The 13,338-nt window shown below is 63.0% G+C and carries 17 protein-coding genes and 1 riboswitch; of the genes, 8 read left to right on the forward strand and 9 right to left on the reverse strand.

The features are described from left to right. Nucleotides 1-97 precede the first annotated feature (97 nt). A complete protein-coding gene (locus tag L0U80_RS11650; protein ID WP_233864230.1) occupies nucleotides 98-1,327 on the forward strand; it encodes an argininosuccinate synthase in 1,230 nt (409 codons plus the stop codon). 104 nt (nucleotides 1,328-1,431) lie between these two features. Here the strand turns inward: L0U80_RS11650 and L0U80_RS11655 are convergent, their stop codons facing one another. Then, nucleotides 1,432-2,235: an IclR family transcriptional regulator gene (locus L0U80_RS11655; RefSeq protein ID WP_233864232.1), complete on the reverse strand. Its 804-nt coding sequence runs from the start codon at nucleotides 2,233-2,235 to the stop codon at nucleotides 1,432-1,434. Nucleotides 2,236-2,333: 98 nt separating this feature from the next. On the opposite strand from L0U80_RS11655, the gene L0U80_RS11660 reads away from it, so the two are divergent. Further along, nucleotides 2,334-3,524 (forward strand): acyl-CoA dehydrogenase, encoded by a 1,191-nt coding sequence (locus tag L0U80_RS11660; protein WP_233864234.1) that lies wholly within the window; start codon nucleotides 2,334-2,336, stop codon nucleotides 3,522-3,524. Between the two features lie 87 nt (nucleotides 3,525-3,611). Here L0U80_RS11660 and L0U80_RS11665 read toward each other — a convergent pair whose 3' ends face one another. After that, nucleotides 3,612-4,250 (reverse strand): peroxiredoxin, encoded by a 639-nt coding sequence (locus L0U80_RS11665; protein ID WP_233864236.1) that lies wholly within the window; start codon nucleotides 4,248-4,250, stop codon nucleotides 3,612-3,614. Nucleotides 4,251-4,605: 355 nt separating this feature from the next. Between L0U80_RS11665 and L0U80_RS11670 the strand changes: the two genes are divergently transcribed. From L0U80_RS11670 to L0U80_RS11680, 3 genes are all read left to right on the forward strand, one after another. After that, nucleotides 4,606-4,908 carry an ElaB/YgaM/YqjD family protein gene (locus tag L0U80_RS11670; RefSeq protein ID WP_124149339.1) on the forward strand — a complete coding sequence of 101 codons (303 nt, stop codon included), beginning with the start codon at nucleotides 4,606-4,608 and terminating at the stop codon, nucleotides 4,906-4,908. A gap of 169 nt (nucleotides 4,909-5,077) precedes the next feature. Then, nucleotides 5,078-5,464 carry a phage holin family protein gene (locus tag L0U80_RS11675; RefSeq protein ID WP_233864238.1) on the forward strand — a complete coding sequence of 129 codons (387 nt, stop codon included), beginning with the start codon at nucleotides 5,078-5,080 and terminating at the stop codon, nucleotides 5,462-5,464. 31 nt (nucleotides 5,465-5,495) lie between these two features. After that, nucleotides 5,496-5,960 carry a DUF3318 domain-containing protein gene (locus tag L0U80_RS11680; RefSeq protein ID WP_233864240.1) on the forward strand — a complete coding sequence of 155 codons (465 nt, stop codon included), beginning with the start codon at nucleotides 5,496-5,498 and terminating at the stop codon, nucleotides 5,958-5,960. A 20-nt stretch (nucleotides 5,961-5,980) separates the two neighbouring features. Here the strand turns inward: L0U80_RS11680 and L0U80_RS11685 are convergent, their stop codons facing one another. From L0U80_RS11685 to glyA, 7 genes are all read right to left on the reverse strand, one after another. Then, nucleotides 5,981-6,403, reverse strand: a complete 423-nt coding sequence (locus L0U80_RS11685; RefSeq protein ID WP_233864242.1) for a type IV pilin protein — start codon at nucleotides 6,401-6,403, stop codon at nucleotides 5,981-5,983. 25 nt (nucleotides 6,404-6,428) lie between these two features. Then, nucleotides 6,429-6,887: a pilus assembly PilX family protein gene (locus tag L0U80_RS11690; RefSeq protein WP_233865885.1), complete on the reverse strand. Its 459-nt coding sequence runs from the start codon at nucleotides 6,885-6,887 to the stop codon at nucleotides 6,429-6,431. 68 nt (nucleotides 6,888-6,955) lie between these two features. Then, nucleotides 6,956-7,756 carry a PilW family protein gene (locus tag L0U80_RS11695; protein ID WP_233864244.1) on the reverse strand — a complete coding sequence of 267 codons (801 nt, stop codon included), beginning with the start codon at nucleotides 7,754-7,756 and terminating at the stop codon, nucleotides 6,956-6,958. Next, nucleotides 7,753-8,106, reverse strand: a complete 354-nt coding sequence (locus tag L0U80_RS11700) for a hypothetical protein (RefSeq protein ID WP_233864246.1) — start codon at nucleotides 8,104-8,106, stop codon at nucleotides 7,753-7,755. The genes L0U80_RS11695 and L0U80_RS11700 overlap by 4 nt, the downstream gene beginning before the upstream one ends. A 56-nt stretch (nucleotides 8,107-8,162) precedes the next feature. Continuing rightward, nucleotides 8,163-8,699 carry a GspH/FimT family pseudopilin gene (locus L0U80_RS11705; RefSeq protein WP_233864247.1) on the reverse strand — a complete coding sequence of 179 codons (537 nt, stop codon included), beginning with the start codon at nucleotides 8,697-8,699 and terminating at the stop codon, nucleotides 8,163-8,165. A gap of 157 nt (nucleotides 8,700-8,856) precedes the next feature. Continuing rightward, entirely contained in the window at nucleotides 8,857-9,339 is a 483-nt protein-coding gene (gene nrdR / locus L0U80_RS11710; protein ID WP_233864248.1) for a transcriptional regulator NrdR, read from the reverse strand. Between the two features lie 18 nt (nucleotides 9,340-9,357). Continuing rightward, complete coding sequence (gene glyA, locus L0U80_RS11715) at nucleotides 9,358-10,605, reverse strand: serine hydroxymethyltransferase (RefSeq protein ID WP_233864249.1); 1,248 nt, start codon at nucleotides 10,603-10,605, stop codon at nucleotides 9,358-9,360. Between the two features lie 223 nt (nucleotides 10,606-10,828). Further along, nucleotides 10,829-11,017: riboswitch (ZMP/ZTP riboswitch) on the reverse strand. A 170-nt stretch (nucleotides 11,018-11,187) separates the two neighbouring features. Between glyA and ydfG the strand changes: the two genes are divergently transcribed. The 3 genes from ydfG (at nucleotide 11,188) to tolQ (ending at nucleotide 13,338) form a co-directional block, all read left to right on the forward strand. Next, the gene (ydfG, locus tag L0U80_RS11720; protein ID WP_233865887.1) at nucleotides 11,188-11,934 is read left to right on the forward strand and encodes a bifunctional NADP-dependent 3-hydroxy acid dehydrogenase/3-hydroxypropionate dehydrogenase YdfG; all 747 of its coding nucleotides are present in this window, start codon (nucleotides 11,188-11,190) and stop codon (nucleotides 11,932-11,934) included. A 77-nt stretch (nucleotides 11,935-12,011) separates the two neighbouring features. After that, complete coding sequence (ybgC, locus tag L0U80_RS11725; RefSeq protein WP_233865889.1) at nucleotides 12,012-12,530, forward strand: tol-pal system-associated acyl-CoA thioesterase; 519 nt, start codon at nucleotides 12,012-12,014, stop codon at nucleotides 12,528-12,530. Nucleotides 12,531-12,660: 130 nt separating this feature from the next. Beyond that, nucleotides 12,661-13,338, forward strand: a complete 678-nt coding sequence (gene tolQ, locus L0U80_RS11730; protein ID WP_233864250.1) for a protein TolQ — start codon at nucleotides 12,661-12,663, stop codon at nucleotides 13,336-13,338.

Raw genomic sequence — 13,338 nt, forward strand, 5'->3', positions numbered from 1 at the left:
GCGAAAACGCGGCGCGCCACACGTTTGGTGTCAAAATATTGTTTTTCGCGCGTCGGGGCCGCTCGCGCGCACCGATTTCACCTGTTACGGATTCACCATGAGCGATATCAAAAAAGTCGTGCTCGCCTACTCCGGCGGCCTCGACACCTCCGTCATCCTGAAGTGGCTGCAGGACAACTACGACGCTGAAGTCGTCACCTTCACCGCCGACATCGGCCAGGGTGAAGAACTCGAACCGGCCCGCAAGAAAGCGGAACTGCTCGGCATCAAGCCGGAAAACATCTTCATCGACGACCTGCGCGAAGAATTCGTCCGCGATTTCGTGTTCCCGATGTTCCGCGCCAACGCGCTGTACGAAGGCGAATACCTGCTTGGCACGTCGATCGCACGTCCGCTGATCGCCAAGCGCCAGATCGAAATCGCACGCGCGACCGGCGCCCAAGCCGTTTCGCACGGCGCGACCGGCAAGGGCAACGACCAGGTACGCTTCGAACTCGGCTACTACGCGCTCGAGCCGGGCATCAAGGTGATCGCCCCGTGGCGCGAATGGGATCTGCTGTCGCGCGAAAAGCTGCTCGCCTATGCTGAAGCGGCCGGCATTCCGATCGACATGAAGCACCGCCAGGGCGGCGCGCCCTACTCGATGGACGCGAACCTGCTGCATATCTCGTTCGAAGGTCGCCACCTCGAAGACCCGAAGGCTGAAGCCGAGGAAGATATGTGGCGCTGGACGGTGTCGCCGGAACAGGCGCCCGATGCGGCCGAATTTGTCGACATCGAGTACGAACACGGCGACCCGGTCGCGATCAACGGCAAGCGCGTCACGCCGGCTGAAGCCCTGACCGAACTGAACCGCCTCGGCAGCAAGCACGGCATCGGCCGTCTGGACCTGGTCGAAAACCGCTACGTCGGCATGAAGTCGCGCGGCTGCTATGAAACGCCGGGCGGCACGATCATGCTCAAGGCGCACCGCGGCATCGAGTCGATCACGCTCGATCGCGAAGTCGCTCACCTGAAGGACGACCTGCTCGCCCGCTACGCCTCGCTGGTCTACAACGGCTACTGGTGGAGCCCTGAGCGCAAGGCAATCCAGGTGCTCATCGACCACACGCAGCAGAACGTCAACGGCTGGGTGCGCGTGAAGCTGTACAAGGGCAGCGTCTCGGTCGTCTCGCGCGACTCGAAGGACACGCTGTTCGACAAGACCATCGCGACCTTCGACGACGACGGCGGCGCCTACAATCAGGCCGACGCCGGCGGCTTCATCAAGCTCAACGCACTGCGTATGCGTATTGCCGAAAACGCGCGCCGTCAGCGCGGAAAGTAAGCGACATCCTGCACGCAGGCTGCAAAAAAGCCGGGACGCGTAATAGCGTCCCGGCTTTTTTTCATCTCGCCACTGCCGCAACACCCAGGCTGCGCGCAGTCCGGTCAGACTGTCTCCCCCAACCGCCGCGCGAGCGACTTGAGCAGCGGTGCGACGCGCTGGCGAAACACGTCCGGTCCCATCGACGATGCCGGCCCACTACAGCTCAACACAAGCCAGCGGCGCTCGCGCGGCTCGCGAAACGGCACCGCTACCGCGTTGACGTCGTCGTGCCAGTCGCGAAACGAGTAGCAGCAGCCCTCTTTCCCGAACGTCTCGATCTCGCGTTTCGTGGCCGCTACCAGTGCAGGGCCATCCTCGCCCGCCGCCTTTTCCAGTTCGGCCATCAGCGCCATACGGGCATCCAGTGGCAGGACTGCAAGGTATGCGCGCCCCATCGAGCTCGTGAGCATCGAAAGCCTTGAGCCCGATGCAAGACCGAGCGTGAGTGCCGTTTCGCTGCGGATCGTCTCCAGATAGACCATGCCGAGGCCGTCGCGGCAACCGAGCGACACCGCCGCCCCTACTTCGCGCGCGAACGCTCGCAGATGCGGCCGCGCGAGTTCGAGGATATCGGTACCGGACAGCATCGTGAAACCAAGCGAGAGCACGCCCGCATCGAGCGCGTATTTTCCGAGCGATTCGTCGAAGCGCAGGTAACCGAGCACCGTCAACGTGTAGGCGAGCCGGTTCACGGTCGCCTTTGGCAGTCCGGTGCGCTCGACGAAATCGCGGTTACCGAGCAGCGTCTCACCGGGGCGAAACGCACGCAGTAGTTCGAGGCCACGCGCGAGCGCGACCACGAACTTGCGCTCGTCGATCGCACCATCGGGCTGCGGCGCATATAAGGGCAATCCAGATACAGACATAGGCGGGCGAGTGGTACACTGGAGTCAACTTGCAAAACATTGTTCCGCATAGCGGAACTTCCGTCAAGTACCAGATTTGCCATTCGAGGAGAGACGTCATGGCCCAACACGCCCAGTTCCATTGGGAAGATCCGCTGCTGCTCGACCAGCAGCTCACCGAAGAAGAACGCATGGTGCGCGACGCCGCCGCCGCTTATGCGCAGGACAAGCTCGCACCGCGCGTGCTGGAAGCGTTCCGCCATGAAAAGACCGATGCGTCGATCTTCCGCGAAATGGGCGAAGTGGGCCTGCTCGGCCCGACGATTCCCGAAGAGTACGGCGGCCCCGGCCTGAACTACGTGAGCTACGGCCTGATCGCGCGCGAAGTCGAGCGCGTCGACTCGGGCTATCGCTCGATGATGTCGGTGCAGTCGTCGCTCGTGATGGTGCCGATCTATGAATTCGGTTCGGAAGCGCAGAAGCAGAAGTACCTGCCGAAGCTCGCGAGCGGCGAGTGGATCGGCTGCTTCGGCCTCACCGAGCCGAACCACGGCTCCGACCCGGGCAGCATGGTCACGCGCGCGAAGAAGGTGAACGGCGGCTACTCGCTCTCGGGCGCGAAGATGTGGATCACGAATTCGCCGATCGCCGATGTGTTCGTCGTCTGGGCCAAACTCGAAGAGGACGGCAAGGACGATATCCGCGGCTTCATCCTCGAGAAGGGCTGGAAGGGTCTGTCGGCACCGGCGATCCACGGCAAGGTGGGTCTGCGCGCGTCGATCACCGGCGAAATCGTGCTCGACGAAGTGTTCGTCCCCGAAGAGAACATCATGCCTTCCGTGAAGGGCCTGCGTGGTCCGTTCACGTGCCTGAACTCGGCGCGCTACGGCATCGCCTGGGGTGCACTCGGCGCGGCTGAATCGTGCTGGCACACCGCGCGCCAGTACGTGCTGGACCGCAAGCAGTTCGGCCGCCCGCTCGCCGCGAACCAGTTGATCCAGAAAAAGCTCGCCGACATGCAGACGGAAATCACGCTCGCCCTGCAAGGGTGCCTGCGCCTTGGCCGCATGAAGGACGAAGGCACGGCCGCCGTCGAGATCACGTCGATCATGAAGCGTAACTCGTGCGGCAAGTCACTCGATATCGCCCGTCTCGCACGTGACATGCTGGGCGGTAACGGGATCTCCGATGAATTCGGCGTCGCGCGTCACCTCGTGAACCTCGAAGTGGTCAACACCTACGAGGGCACGCACGACATCCACGCGCTGATCCTCGGCCGCGCACAGACGGGCATTCAGGCGTTCTTCTGATCACTGACCGTCTGGATCTGCAGTATTGCAAAAGCGCCGCACATCGTGCGGCGCTTTTTGTTTGGGCAACCCGGGCGGACTGACGCCTTACTTGTTCGGCTGCGGCGTGAGGCGCAGATACGGACGCAGCGCCTTGTATCCCTTCGGAAATCTTTCGCGGATGAGCGCTTCATCCTTCAACGACGGCACGATTACGACATCGTCACCCTGCTTCCAGTTGGCAGGCGTCGCAACCTGATGGCTATCGGTGAGTTGCAGGGAGTCGATCACGCGCAGCACTTCGTCGAAGTTGCGGCCCGTGCTGGCCGGATAGGTGATGATGAGCCGCACCTTCTTCTTCGGGTCGATCACGAAGAGTGAGCGCACTGTGAGCGTCTCATTGGCGTTCGGGTGGATCATGTCGTAAAGCGACGACACCTTCCGGTCGCCATCCGCCAGAATCGGAAAGCCGACGCTCGCGGCCTGCGTCTCGTTGATGTCCTTGATCCACTCGTTGTGCGATTCGGCCGTATCGACCGAAAGCGCGATCGTCCGGACGTTACGCTTCTCGAATTCGTCTTTCAGCTTCGCGGTCAAGCCGAGTTCGGTCGTGCAAACGGGCGTGAAATCCGCGGGATGCGAGAACAGCACGCCCCAACTGTTTCCGAGCCATTCGTGGAACCTGATGGGGCCGATGCTCGAATCCTGTTCGAAGTCGGGTGCGGGATCGCCAAGACGTAGACTCATGTTCAATGTCCTTGAATGGATGGAAGACTGGCGCGCAGTAACGCTGCCAGCCCACGGAAAAGTAAGCGAACTTTGAAAAAAGAATACGGGAAACCTGGCGTGGAACAAACGAACATCGGTTCACACCGTTATGTGTTTTTGTAATTTTGGGCGCGATGACGGAAACTTTACGGGACAGATCAACTCCATTCGATGGGGCAGCGAATTGTCATGCGATACGCATCGCGATGAACTACGGCAAGACGGCGCACAAGCAACCCGCGCTTTGCAGGCGATGAATGCGGTGCGCAGCGCTTGCCAGCACCCGTTTCTTTGTTACGATTCACGCGTGACGTGATACGAAGGGAGCCAGTCAATGTCAGAAGTCAACAAGGAGAGGCTGATGTCCGATATCAAAACCGTCCTCTCGGACGCGGAGGATCTGCTCAAGCAGGCTGCGAGCGCCACCGGCGAGCGTGCGTCCGAACTGCGCGAAACGGCGCTCTCGCGCCTGAAGCAGGCGAAGGAAAAGGCGGCGGACGTTCAGGTCGTTGTCGTCGAGAAGGGCAAGAAAGCGGCCCGTGCCACCGACGACTACGTCCATGAGCATCCATGGACGTCGATCGGTATCGCCGCGGGTGTTGGCGTGCTGATCGGCCTCCTGATCAACCGCAAGTAACTGCATCGCGGGGCGCCCGGCGTGCGTGTGGGCGCGACCGGTCGCATGAATGTGGCCGGCCGCGCGGCACTAGCGCGCCCGTGCGCCCCAGGTCCGTCAGGGTCTGTAACCGGTGTGCCTTGCCGGACAGCAGTCCTTGACGCATCCGCATGCGCAATCCGCTCTCGCCATGACGACAGATACCCAATCGCCACGCCCCGAACATGGAGCACTGCGCCGCCTGCTCAGCTCCGCGTTCGCGATGCTGCAGACCAGGCTGGAACTGGTCAGCATCGAGCTAGCCGAAGAGAAAGACCGCCTGTTCGGAGTGCTGTTTCTCGGCCTTGCGGCGATGATGCTCTTGTCGATGGCCCTGATCACGCTGACTGCGCTGATCGCGATCGCCTTCTGGGACACATGGCGCTGGCAGGCGCTCGCCGTTATCACGATCGTCTATGCGCTCGCCGCGCTGTTGTGCGCGCTGAAGGCGCGCAGTGGACTGCGCGACGCTCCGCTGGTGTTCCACGCGACGCTGGAGGAGTTCGAGAAGGATCGCGAGATCTTTCGCAAGCCCTAGTCCCGGAACCGCTTGTTGCCCATCCGACAATATGAGCCGACCCCGACCGGATACCGCCTTCCGCCCCGCCCGCCCGCGCTCCCGCGAGCTTTCGACACCGCAACTGCGCGCGCTGCGTAAGGAGTTGCTGATCGTGCGGGCTGGTGTGGAGCGTGCCGAGATAGCCACTACGATTATCGAGTTGCGCACGAGCGTCGCGCGTTTTAACTGGCTGCGCTTTCTGGTACCGGGCCGTGGCCGCTCGCACAGCCGAGGCCTTGGCGCCGGACTCGGCAATCTCCTCACGCAATATCCGCTTCTGAGTTCGCTTGTCTCCCTGGTCCTCACGAAGCCGCTGCGCGGCCGCGTCTTCTCTGCGGCACGCCCGATCATCAAGTGGGGTGCCGTCGCATTCGCCGCGTGGAAAGTCTGGCGCACGTGGCAACAAACGCAAAGCCAGGACAGCCAGGCCGCGGGCAGCGAATCGACCGAAACGGCGGACGATCAGGGCTACTGAAATACCCTCCACCGTTCTGTTCAGCGACCGCGCCAACAGTCGCCCGGCGAATCCGCGGACGCATGGGTTGTCAAATTGCCTCGCTTTCCCGTGGCATCCAGTGTGAAAGTGCCGCACGCATCGTCTTGCATCGGACCTGACTCCACGGGTGACGCGGTTACCGCATACCCGCCATTCGATTCATCCGCGGGCAAGAGTCTGAGCCGATAGACCGCCGTGCCCGTCGGCGGCGCCTGGTCCATGCCGGACGGCAGCGACGTGGCCGCGGGCTTCTGCATATCGACGAACTGCGCCGCCCGATAGAGCGCTGTCATGGCGTCGATGCGATGACCCCGCGCGATCTGGCTACGGTAGGCCGGTACCGCAAAAGCCGCGACGATCGCCACGGCCGCCAGCGTCATGGCGAGTTCCAGTAGGGTGAACGCAGAGACTCTGACTCTCATCGCTGTCCTTTTGCGCCAACGTTGTTCAGAACGGGCGCGCGACGACGCGCCGCCAGTGTTTTTCGACGCGCGAGCCAACGAACACGACCTGGGCCTGTAGCCAGCTCTGCGTGTCGTCGTCCGCTCCGAAGCCGCGTGCCGTAACGACAAACGCGCGTGCATCAGGACGACTGTCGATACGCCATGCTTCGACCAGGCACTGCGGCGGCCTGACCGAGCCGAACCACCCGGCAACGGGCGCGACGGCTTGTGCTTCAAAGGCGTCTTTGCGCCGCCAGCCATCGGGTTCGCCGGGCTGCTCCGGTAACGATGGCGCGACCATCGAACCATCAGCGAGTGCCCGACTGCAAAGCGAAAGCGCCCCGTCTGCGGCGTGGAAGGACACGAGGTGATCGGCGATGAAGCTCGCATTGCGAGCTTCCAGCAGCCACGCCTCGAACCATGCCGCCGACGTAACCAGCATCATCGACGCCATCACTAGCACGACCGGCAACGCGACGCCTCGCGGCGCCGAAGATCCGCGGCGACGACGACTGCGACCACGCACGCCACTCAAGATGGCTCACCTTGCTGATTACGCAGCGTGATGTGCCGCCAGAACGTCTGCCGCATGCGCCCATCGGTTGCGGACTTCGACGCGCCATCGCAATCGACATAGCTCACGCGACGAGGAAACGGCGCACCGCGCACCTGGACACACAGATCTACGGCGACCACCGACGACCACTGATCGCCCGCCAGCGACGAGGCGTCCACGGGTTGCGTGGCGTTCGTCGGCCAGTAGCGCAGGCGCAATAGTTCGACGCCCTCCACGAGCGGTTGCGCGGTACCGACGTTGCCCGAGCCTTCGCAATACAGTTCTGGCTCGCCGGTCGAACTGCTCGCTTTGGCGTGGTAGCGGTTGACCACGTTGACACCCGTTGCACCGACCGCCTGACCGAGGCAATCGGTAACGAGGCCAGCACTCGACGGCCAGGTCGAGACGGTGTCACCGATGTAGCGAACGGCGATGCCGTCTGACCCGCCCGATAACAATTTGCAGGTGAGACTGGCGTCCGCGCCAGTCGGACGGCCCCCCGAGCAACCGAAGACCGCGGAGCCGGAGAGACTTTGCGGCTCGTCAGCCGGGGAGAATCCAGCGAGCTGGATCTGCTCTCCCACCAACGTCAGCGCATTCATGCCCGCCTCGTGAATTCGTGCGGCGTCGGTTGCAAGACGGAACGCTTGAAGCTGCGAACGGTATGCGGCCACCGCTCCCGCCGTCACGACGAGGCCAAGGGCCACCGCGATCACCAGCTCGAGCAGTGTATGGCCGGTGCCGATCTTCAAGCGAATGGCGCGGCTGAGTTTCATCGAGCGAACGCCAGTGCGAAGCAATCTCGTCCGGAAGCGAGAGGCGCACCATTACAGGTCGATGGCGGCACGACGACGCCCGACGCGATCGCGAAGCCGGAAAACGCCCACGTTACCGTCGCATTCGACACACCGGACTCCAAATTCGAGACTCCTGCAAGACCGTCCGGAACTATCGTGACGACACGCGCCTTCCATACGGCGAGCCCGGCGCCGGACAAGCTCGCAGCCTCCGCAATTGCATCGGCGGCAAATGCTGCCCGTTCACGTGCAGCTACCGCCTGCGCGTTGCGGCCGAGCGCGAGTTGCGTACTCATCAACCCGAGCGTGCAAATTGCCATGATGGACATCGCCAGCGCCACCTCAAGCAACGTCGAGCCACAGGCGTGGGAGCATCCTCGCAGACTCACGATGACGCCTTGCATGCACCGTCGCTAATACGCGCCCGACCGCCGGCCGCAATGCGGATACACCGGCGCCAGGCCGCCCCGCTCGTAGCGGCGCTCACGATGCGCGGCGCAACCTCGAAGTCGCGCATCACACCAATTGCCTGACCGGCTGGCGGTGTAAACGTGATCGAGCCCAACGGCGCAGCCACACCGATCTCGTCGAGCGCCGGCTTCACGCGCAATAGCCTGAGTGCGCCCGCGACTTCGGCCGTCACGGCCCACCCGCACGACCAATCGACTGCACCGGACGGACACGCTTTACCGGACGCAAGACAGTTGCCCGCCGTGTCGACGCGGCAAACGGTGACGCGCGTCTTTCGACGAATGGCCTCATTACGCGCGTAGGCAAGTGTGACGAGTAGCGCATCGGCGCGTGCGTTCACTTCGTCGCGCACGCGCCATGTTACGAATACTGGTGTCGAAATCGTCGCGCAGATGGCCAGCAGGACCACGACAACCATGATCTCGATGAGCGAGAAGCCTTCGCACTTCATCAGCAATCCTTATCTTGATGGGATTGCAGTGAATCTACCGGCGAAACGCATTCGGAACAATTAGCCGAACGGCCAGCTAGTGTGCAAGACGCACGCTCGCGACAATGCAAGCGTCACGAAAAACAGCGAGAAAGGGAGAAGAAAAATGCAGACAGGCTCAGCGTTTGCGCGGCGGTGTGTCGGCGCTGCTGGAACGGCGGAATTCTCCGATCACGTCCTCGAATTCGGAGACGTCCTCGAAACGCCGGTACACGGAAGCGAATCGCACGAACGCGACCATATCGAGTTCGCGCAACTCGGCCATCACGAGTTCCCCGAGGCGCTCGCTGCGCACCTCGCGCTCACCGCTGCCGAGCAATTGATATTCGATACGGGCAACCGCCGCGTCGATCGCATCAGCCGCAACCGGGCGCTTGCGCAGCGCCAGTTGCATGCTTGCCGCGATCTTGCGGCGGTCGAATTCCGTGCGGCTGCCATCCTTCTTCACGACGGCCGGCATCGACAGTTCGACCCGCTCATACGTAGTGAAACGCTTGTCGCAGGCCGGACAGCGGCGGCGGCGCCGGATCGCGGCGCCGTCTTCGGACACGCGGGAGTCGACCACCTGCGTGTCTTCGTGCCGGCAAAAGGGGCAGCGCATGATCGATCGGCCGAAGGATCAGCGATAGACCGGGAAGCGCGTCGTCAGCTCGGCCACCTGGGCACGCACGCGCTCGATCGTTGCGGCGTCTTCCGGGTTGTCGAGCACGTCAGCGATCAGGTTGCCCACCTGCTCGGCTTCCTTCACACCGAAGCCGCGCGTCGTCATGGCCGGCGAACCGAGACGGATGCCGCTCGTGACGAACGGCTTTTCCGGATCGTTCGGAATGGCGTTCTTGTTGACGGTGATGTGCGCGGCGCCCAGCGCGGCTTCCGCTGCCTTGCCCGTGATCTTCTTCGCGCGCAGGTCGACCAGCATTACGTGGCTCTCCGTACGGCCCGAGACAATGCGCAGACCGCGCTTGACGAGCGTTTCCGCCAGCACGCGCGCGTTTTCGACCACGTGCTGCTGGTAGGTCTTGAATTCCGGCGAAAGCGCTTCCTTGAATGCCACGGCCTTGGCCGCGATCACGTGCATGAGCGGACCGCCCTGAATGCCCGGGAAGATCGCCGAATTGATCTGCTTCTCGAATTCGGCCTTCATCAGGATCACGCCGCCGCGCGGGCCGCGCAGGCTCTTGTGCGTGGTCGTCGTGACGAAGTCGGCGTGCGGAACCGGATTCGGGTAGACGCCCGCAGCCACGAGGCCAGCGTAGTGCGCCATGTCGACCATGAAGTACGCGCCCACGCTCTTCGCGATCTTCGCGAAACGCTCGAAGTCGATGCGCAGCGCGAACGCCGAGGCGCCTGCCACGATCAGCTTCGGCTTGTGCTCTTGTGCCAGCTTTTCAGCGGCTTCGTAGTCGATGTCCTCGGCTTCGGTCAGGCCGTAGCTCACGACGTTGAACCACTTGCCCGACATGTTGACCGGCGAACCGTGCGTGAGGTGGCCACCGTGCGCGAGGCTCATGCCCATGATCGTGTCGCCCGGCTTGAGCATGGCGAAGAACACGCCCTGGTTCGCCTGCGAGCCCGAGTTCGGCTGAACGTTCGCGGCTTCGGCGCCAAAGAGTTGCTTCACGCGGTCGATCGCGAGTTGCTCCGCGATATCCACGTATTCGCAGCCGCCGTAGTAGCGCTTACCCGGGTAGCCTTCGGCGTACTTGTTGGTGAGTTGCGAACCCTGCGCGGCCATCACGGCCGGGCTGGTGTAGTTCTCCGACGCGATCAGCTCGATGTGCTCTTCCTGACGGCGGTTTTCGAGTTCGATCACTTTCCAGAGTTCGGGATCGACCTTGGCGATGGTGCTTTCGGCTCTGTCAAACATACGGTTTCCGTTAAGTGTGTTCAGGTTGACCGGGGATCGCGCGAAACGCGTAGCGGGTACGCGGCGCTGCTGGCAACGATTTTGAAAACGCGTTTGGTGACACATCCGGCAACGCATTTGGCAAAATCGCCAGCCTTGACATGGCGGAAGACGGTGCCGCACACGCGAGGCAGGACAGCCACGGGCGGTATCGCCCATGCAGCGCAAATTGAAGCGCGCGAATCTCGGCTGCCCAGGCGAACGGCAAAACGGCACCCTGCGCTTCACGGTGGGTCGTTCCACCTTGAGTTCCCGTGCCGGCCTGCGGCGCGCATGCCGCTGCGGTTGGTGCTGCAGTTACTGCAGTTGCCGCAGTTGCATTTGCCGCCAGCTCTGCCATTCGGGAACCCTATCGCCAGTCACGCAGGGATTGAGCGCGTTAGTGTATTGGATGCGCAGGGAATAGGCAACCGCCGGCGCGAAGCCTTGTGCGGCCGGGCCGCCGATGTTCAGGCCCCTGTTCTATGCCGGCTTCCTTGCCGCAGCGCGTCAATGGAAGTAGGCTTCACCCTTTCTGTACCTTCTACCGATTTGGGAGCAACCATGATTGTCTTCGTCACCGGCGCCTCCGCGGGCTTTGGCGCCGCCATCGCCCGGTCCTTTGTGAAGGGCGGGCATCGCGTCATCGCAACCGCTCGCCGCAAGGATCGCCTCGATGCACTCGCCGCCGAACTGGGTGACGCACTGCTGCCGATCGAGCTCGACGTTCGCGACCGCGCCGCCGTTGAGGCGGCCCCCGCCGCGCTGCCGCCCGAATTTGCGTCCGTGGACGTCCTTGTCAACAATGCCGGCCTCGCGCTCGGCGTCGAACCGGCGCAAAAAGCCGATCTCGACGAGTGGGAAACCATGATCGACACCAACTGCACTGGTCTGGTGCAGGTTACCCACGCGTTCCTGCCCGGGATGATCGCTCGCAACCGTGGCCACGTTTTCAATCTCGGATCGGTGGCCGGGCGCTGGCCGTATCCGGGCGGCAATGTCTATGGCGCAACCAAAGCCTTCGTGCGCCAGTTCAGCCTGAACCTGCGGGCCGATCTCGCGGGCACGGCACTGCGCGTGACCGACATCGAGCCGGGCCTGTGCGGCGGCACCGAGTTTTCGAACGTCCGTTTTCGCGGCGACGACGCCAAGGCTGCCAACGTCTACAAGGACGTCCAGCCGCTCACCGCTGAGGACATCGCCGACTCGATCTACTGGATCGCCACGCGTCCCGCGCATGTGAATATCAACACGATCGAGCTGATGCCTGTCGCGCAGTCGTTCGCCGGATTGAGCATCCACCGCGGCTAAAGGGCAGGATCGATGTTTTCGGGCCGGCGTTCGTTGTCATGTGGACGAAAGTCAGTACACCAGCGCGTTCCGGTAGAATGCGCGGCATGGAAAGATCCACCAGTCAGACGGGCGCGGCCCCGCCCGGGTCCGTGCAGGACTTTACGTGGCAGGTTCGCGTTTATTACGAAGACACGGACGCCGGCGGCATCGTGTTCTACGCGAACTATCTCAAATTCTTCGAGCGCGCGCGGACCGAATGGCTGCGCGCGTGCGGTGTCGACCAGCGCCGCCTTGCCGAGGAAAATGGCTCGCTCTTCGTAGTGCGCAGTACGGCCATCGACTATCGCGCGCCAGCCCGCCTCGACGACATCGTGACGATCACCAGCAGGATTGAGAAGCTCGGCCGCGCGTCGGTCGACTTCATGCAGGAAGCGTGGCGTGGCGAAACGCTGCTCGCGACAGGAAGCATTCGCGTCGCCTGCGTCCAAGGCGCCACCATGCGCCCCGCCGCCATTCCGGACCACGTGCACGATGCATTGCGCCGTGGGCCGGGCAACGACGCACCGGCCGTGTCAACGGCCGCGCAGTTATTACCGTTGATACGACGCCAGTGAACTCGCGCCTGTCAATTCGGGACCAAGCAGGGTCCGGTCGCGCTCGCGCGGAGGATTCCCGCTTGTACCCAGGAAGCCTCGCAACGCCTTGCAGCCGCTCGCCCCTTGCGGGACGTTACAACGAACCTATATGAACTCAACTCAAGATCTTTCGATCATTTCGCTCGTTCTTAATGCGAGCGTGCTGGCTCAGGCAGTCATGGGACTGCTCCTGCTGCTCTCCGTGGTTTCGTGGACCTTTATCTTCCGCAAGTGGTTTGCGATTCGTCGCGCCCGCACGCAAACCGAGCGCTTCGAGCGAGATTTCTGGTCCGGCGGCGACCTGCAGGCCCTGTATCAGAGCGCCGCAAACAACCGGCACACGATCGGTGCGCTCGAACGCATCTTCGAGTCGGGCATGCGCGAGTTCCTGAAGGCGAAAGAAAAGCGCCTGAACAATCCGGACGCTGTGCTCGACGGCGCGCGCCGCGCGATGCGGGCCGCCTTCCAGCGCGAGATGGACGTACTTGAGGCCAACCTGTCGTTCCTCGCATCGGTGGGTTCGGTCAGCCCGTATATCGGTCTCTTCGGCACCGTATGGGGGATCATGAACGCGTTCCGCGGTCTCGCGAACGTGCAACAGGCCACGCTCGCGAACGTCGCGCCCGGCATCGCCGAAGCGCTCACCGCAACCGCGATCGGTCTCTTCGCCGCGATTCCGGCTGTCGTCGCCTACAACAGCTACGCGCACGACATCGACCGCCTCGCGATTCGCTTCGAAACGTTCATCGAAGAGTTCTCGAACATCCTGCAGCGTCAGGCCCACTAA

It is taken from the genome of Paraburkholderia adhaesiva (assembly GCF_021390575.1).
In the GTDB taxonomy this organism is placed as follows: domain Bacteria; phylum Pseudomonadota; class Gammaproteobacteria; order Burkholderiales; family Burkholderiaceae; genus Paraburkholderia; species Paraburkholderia adhaesiva.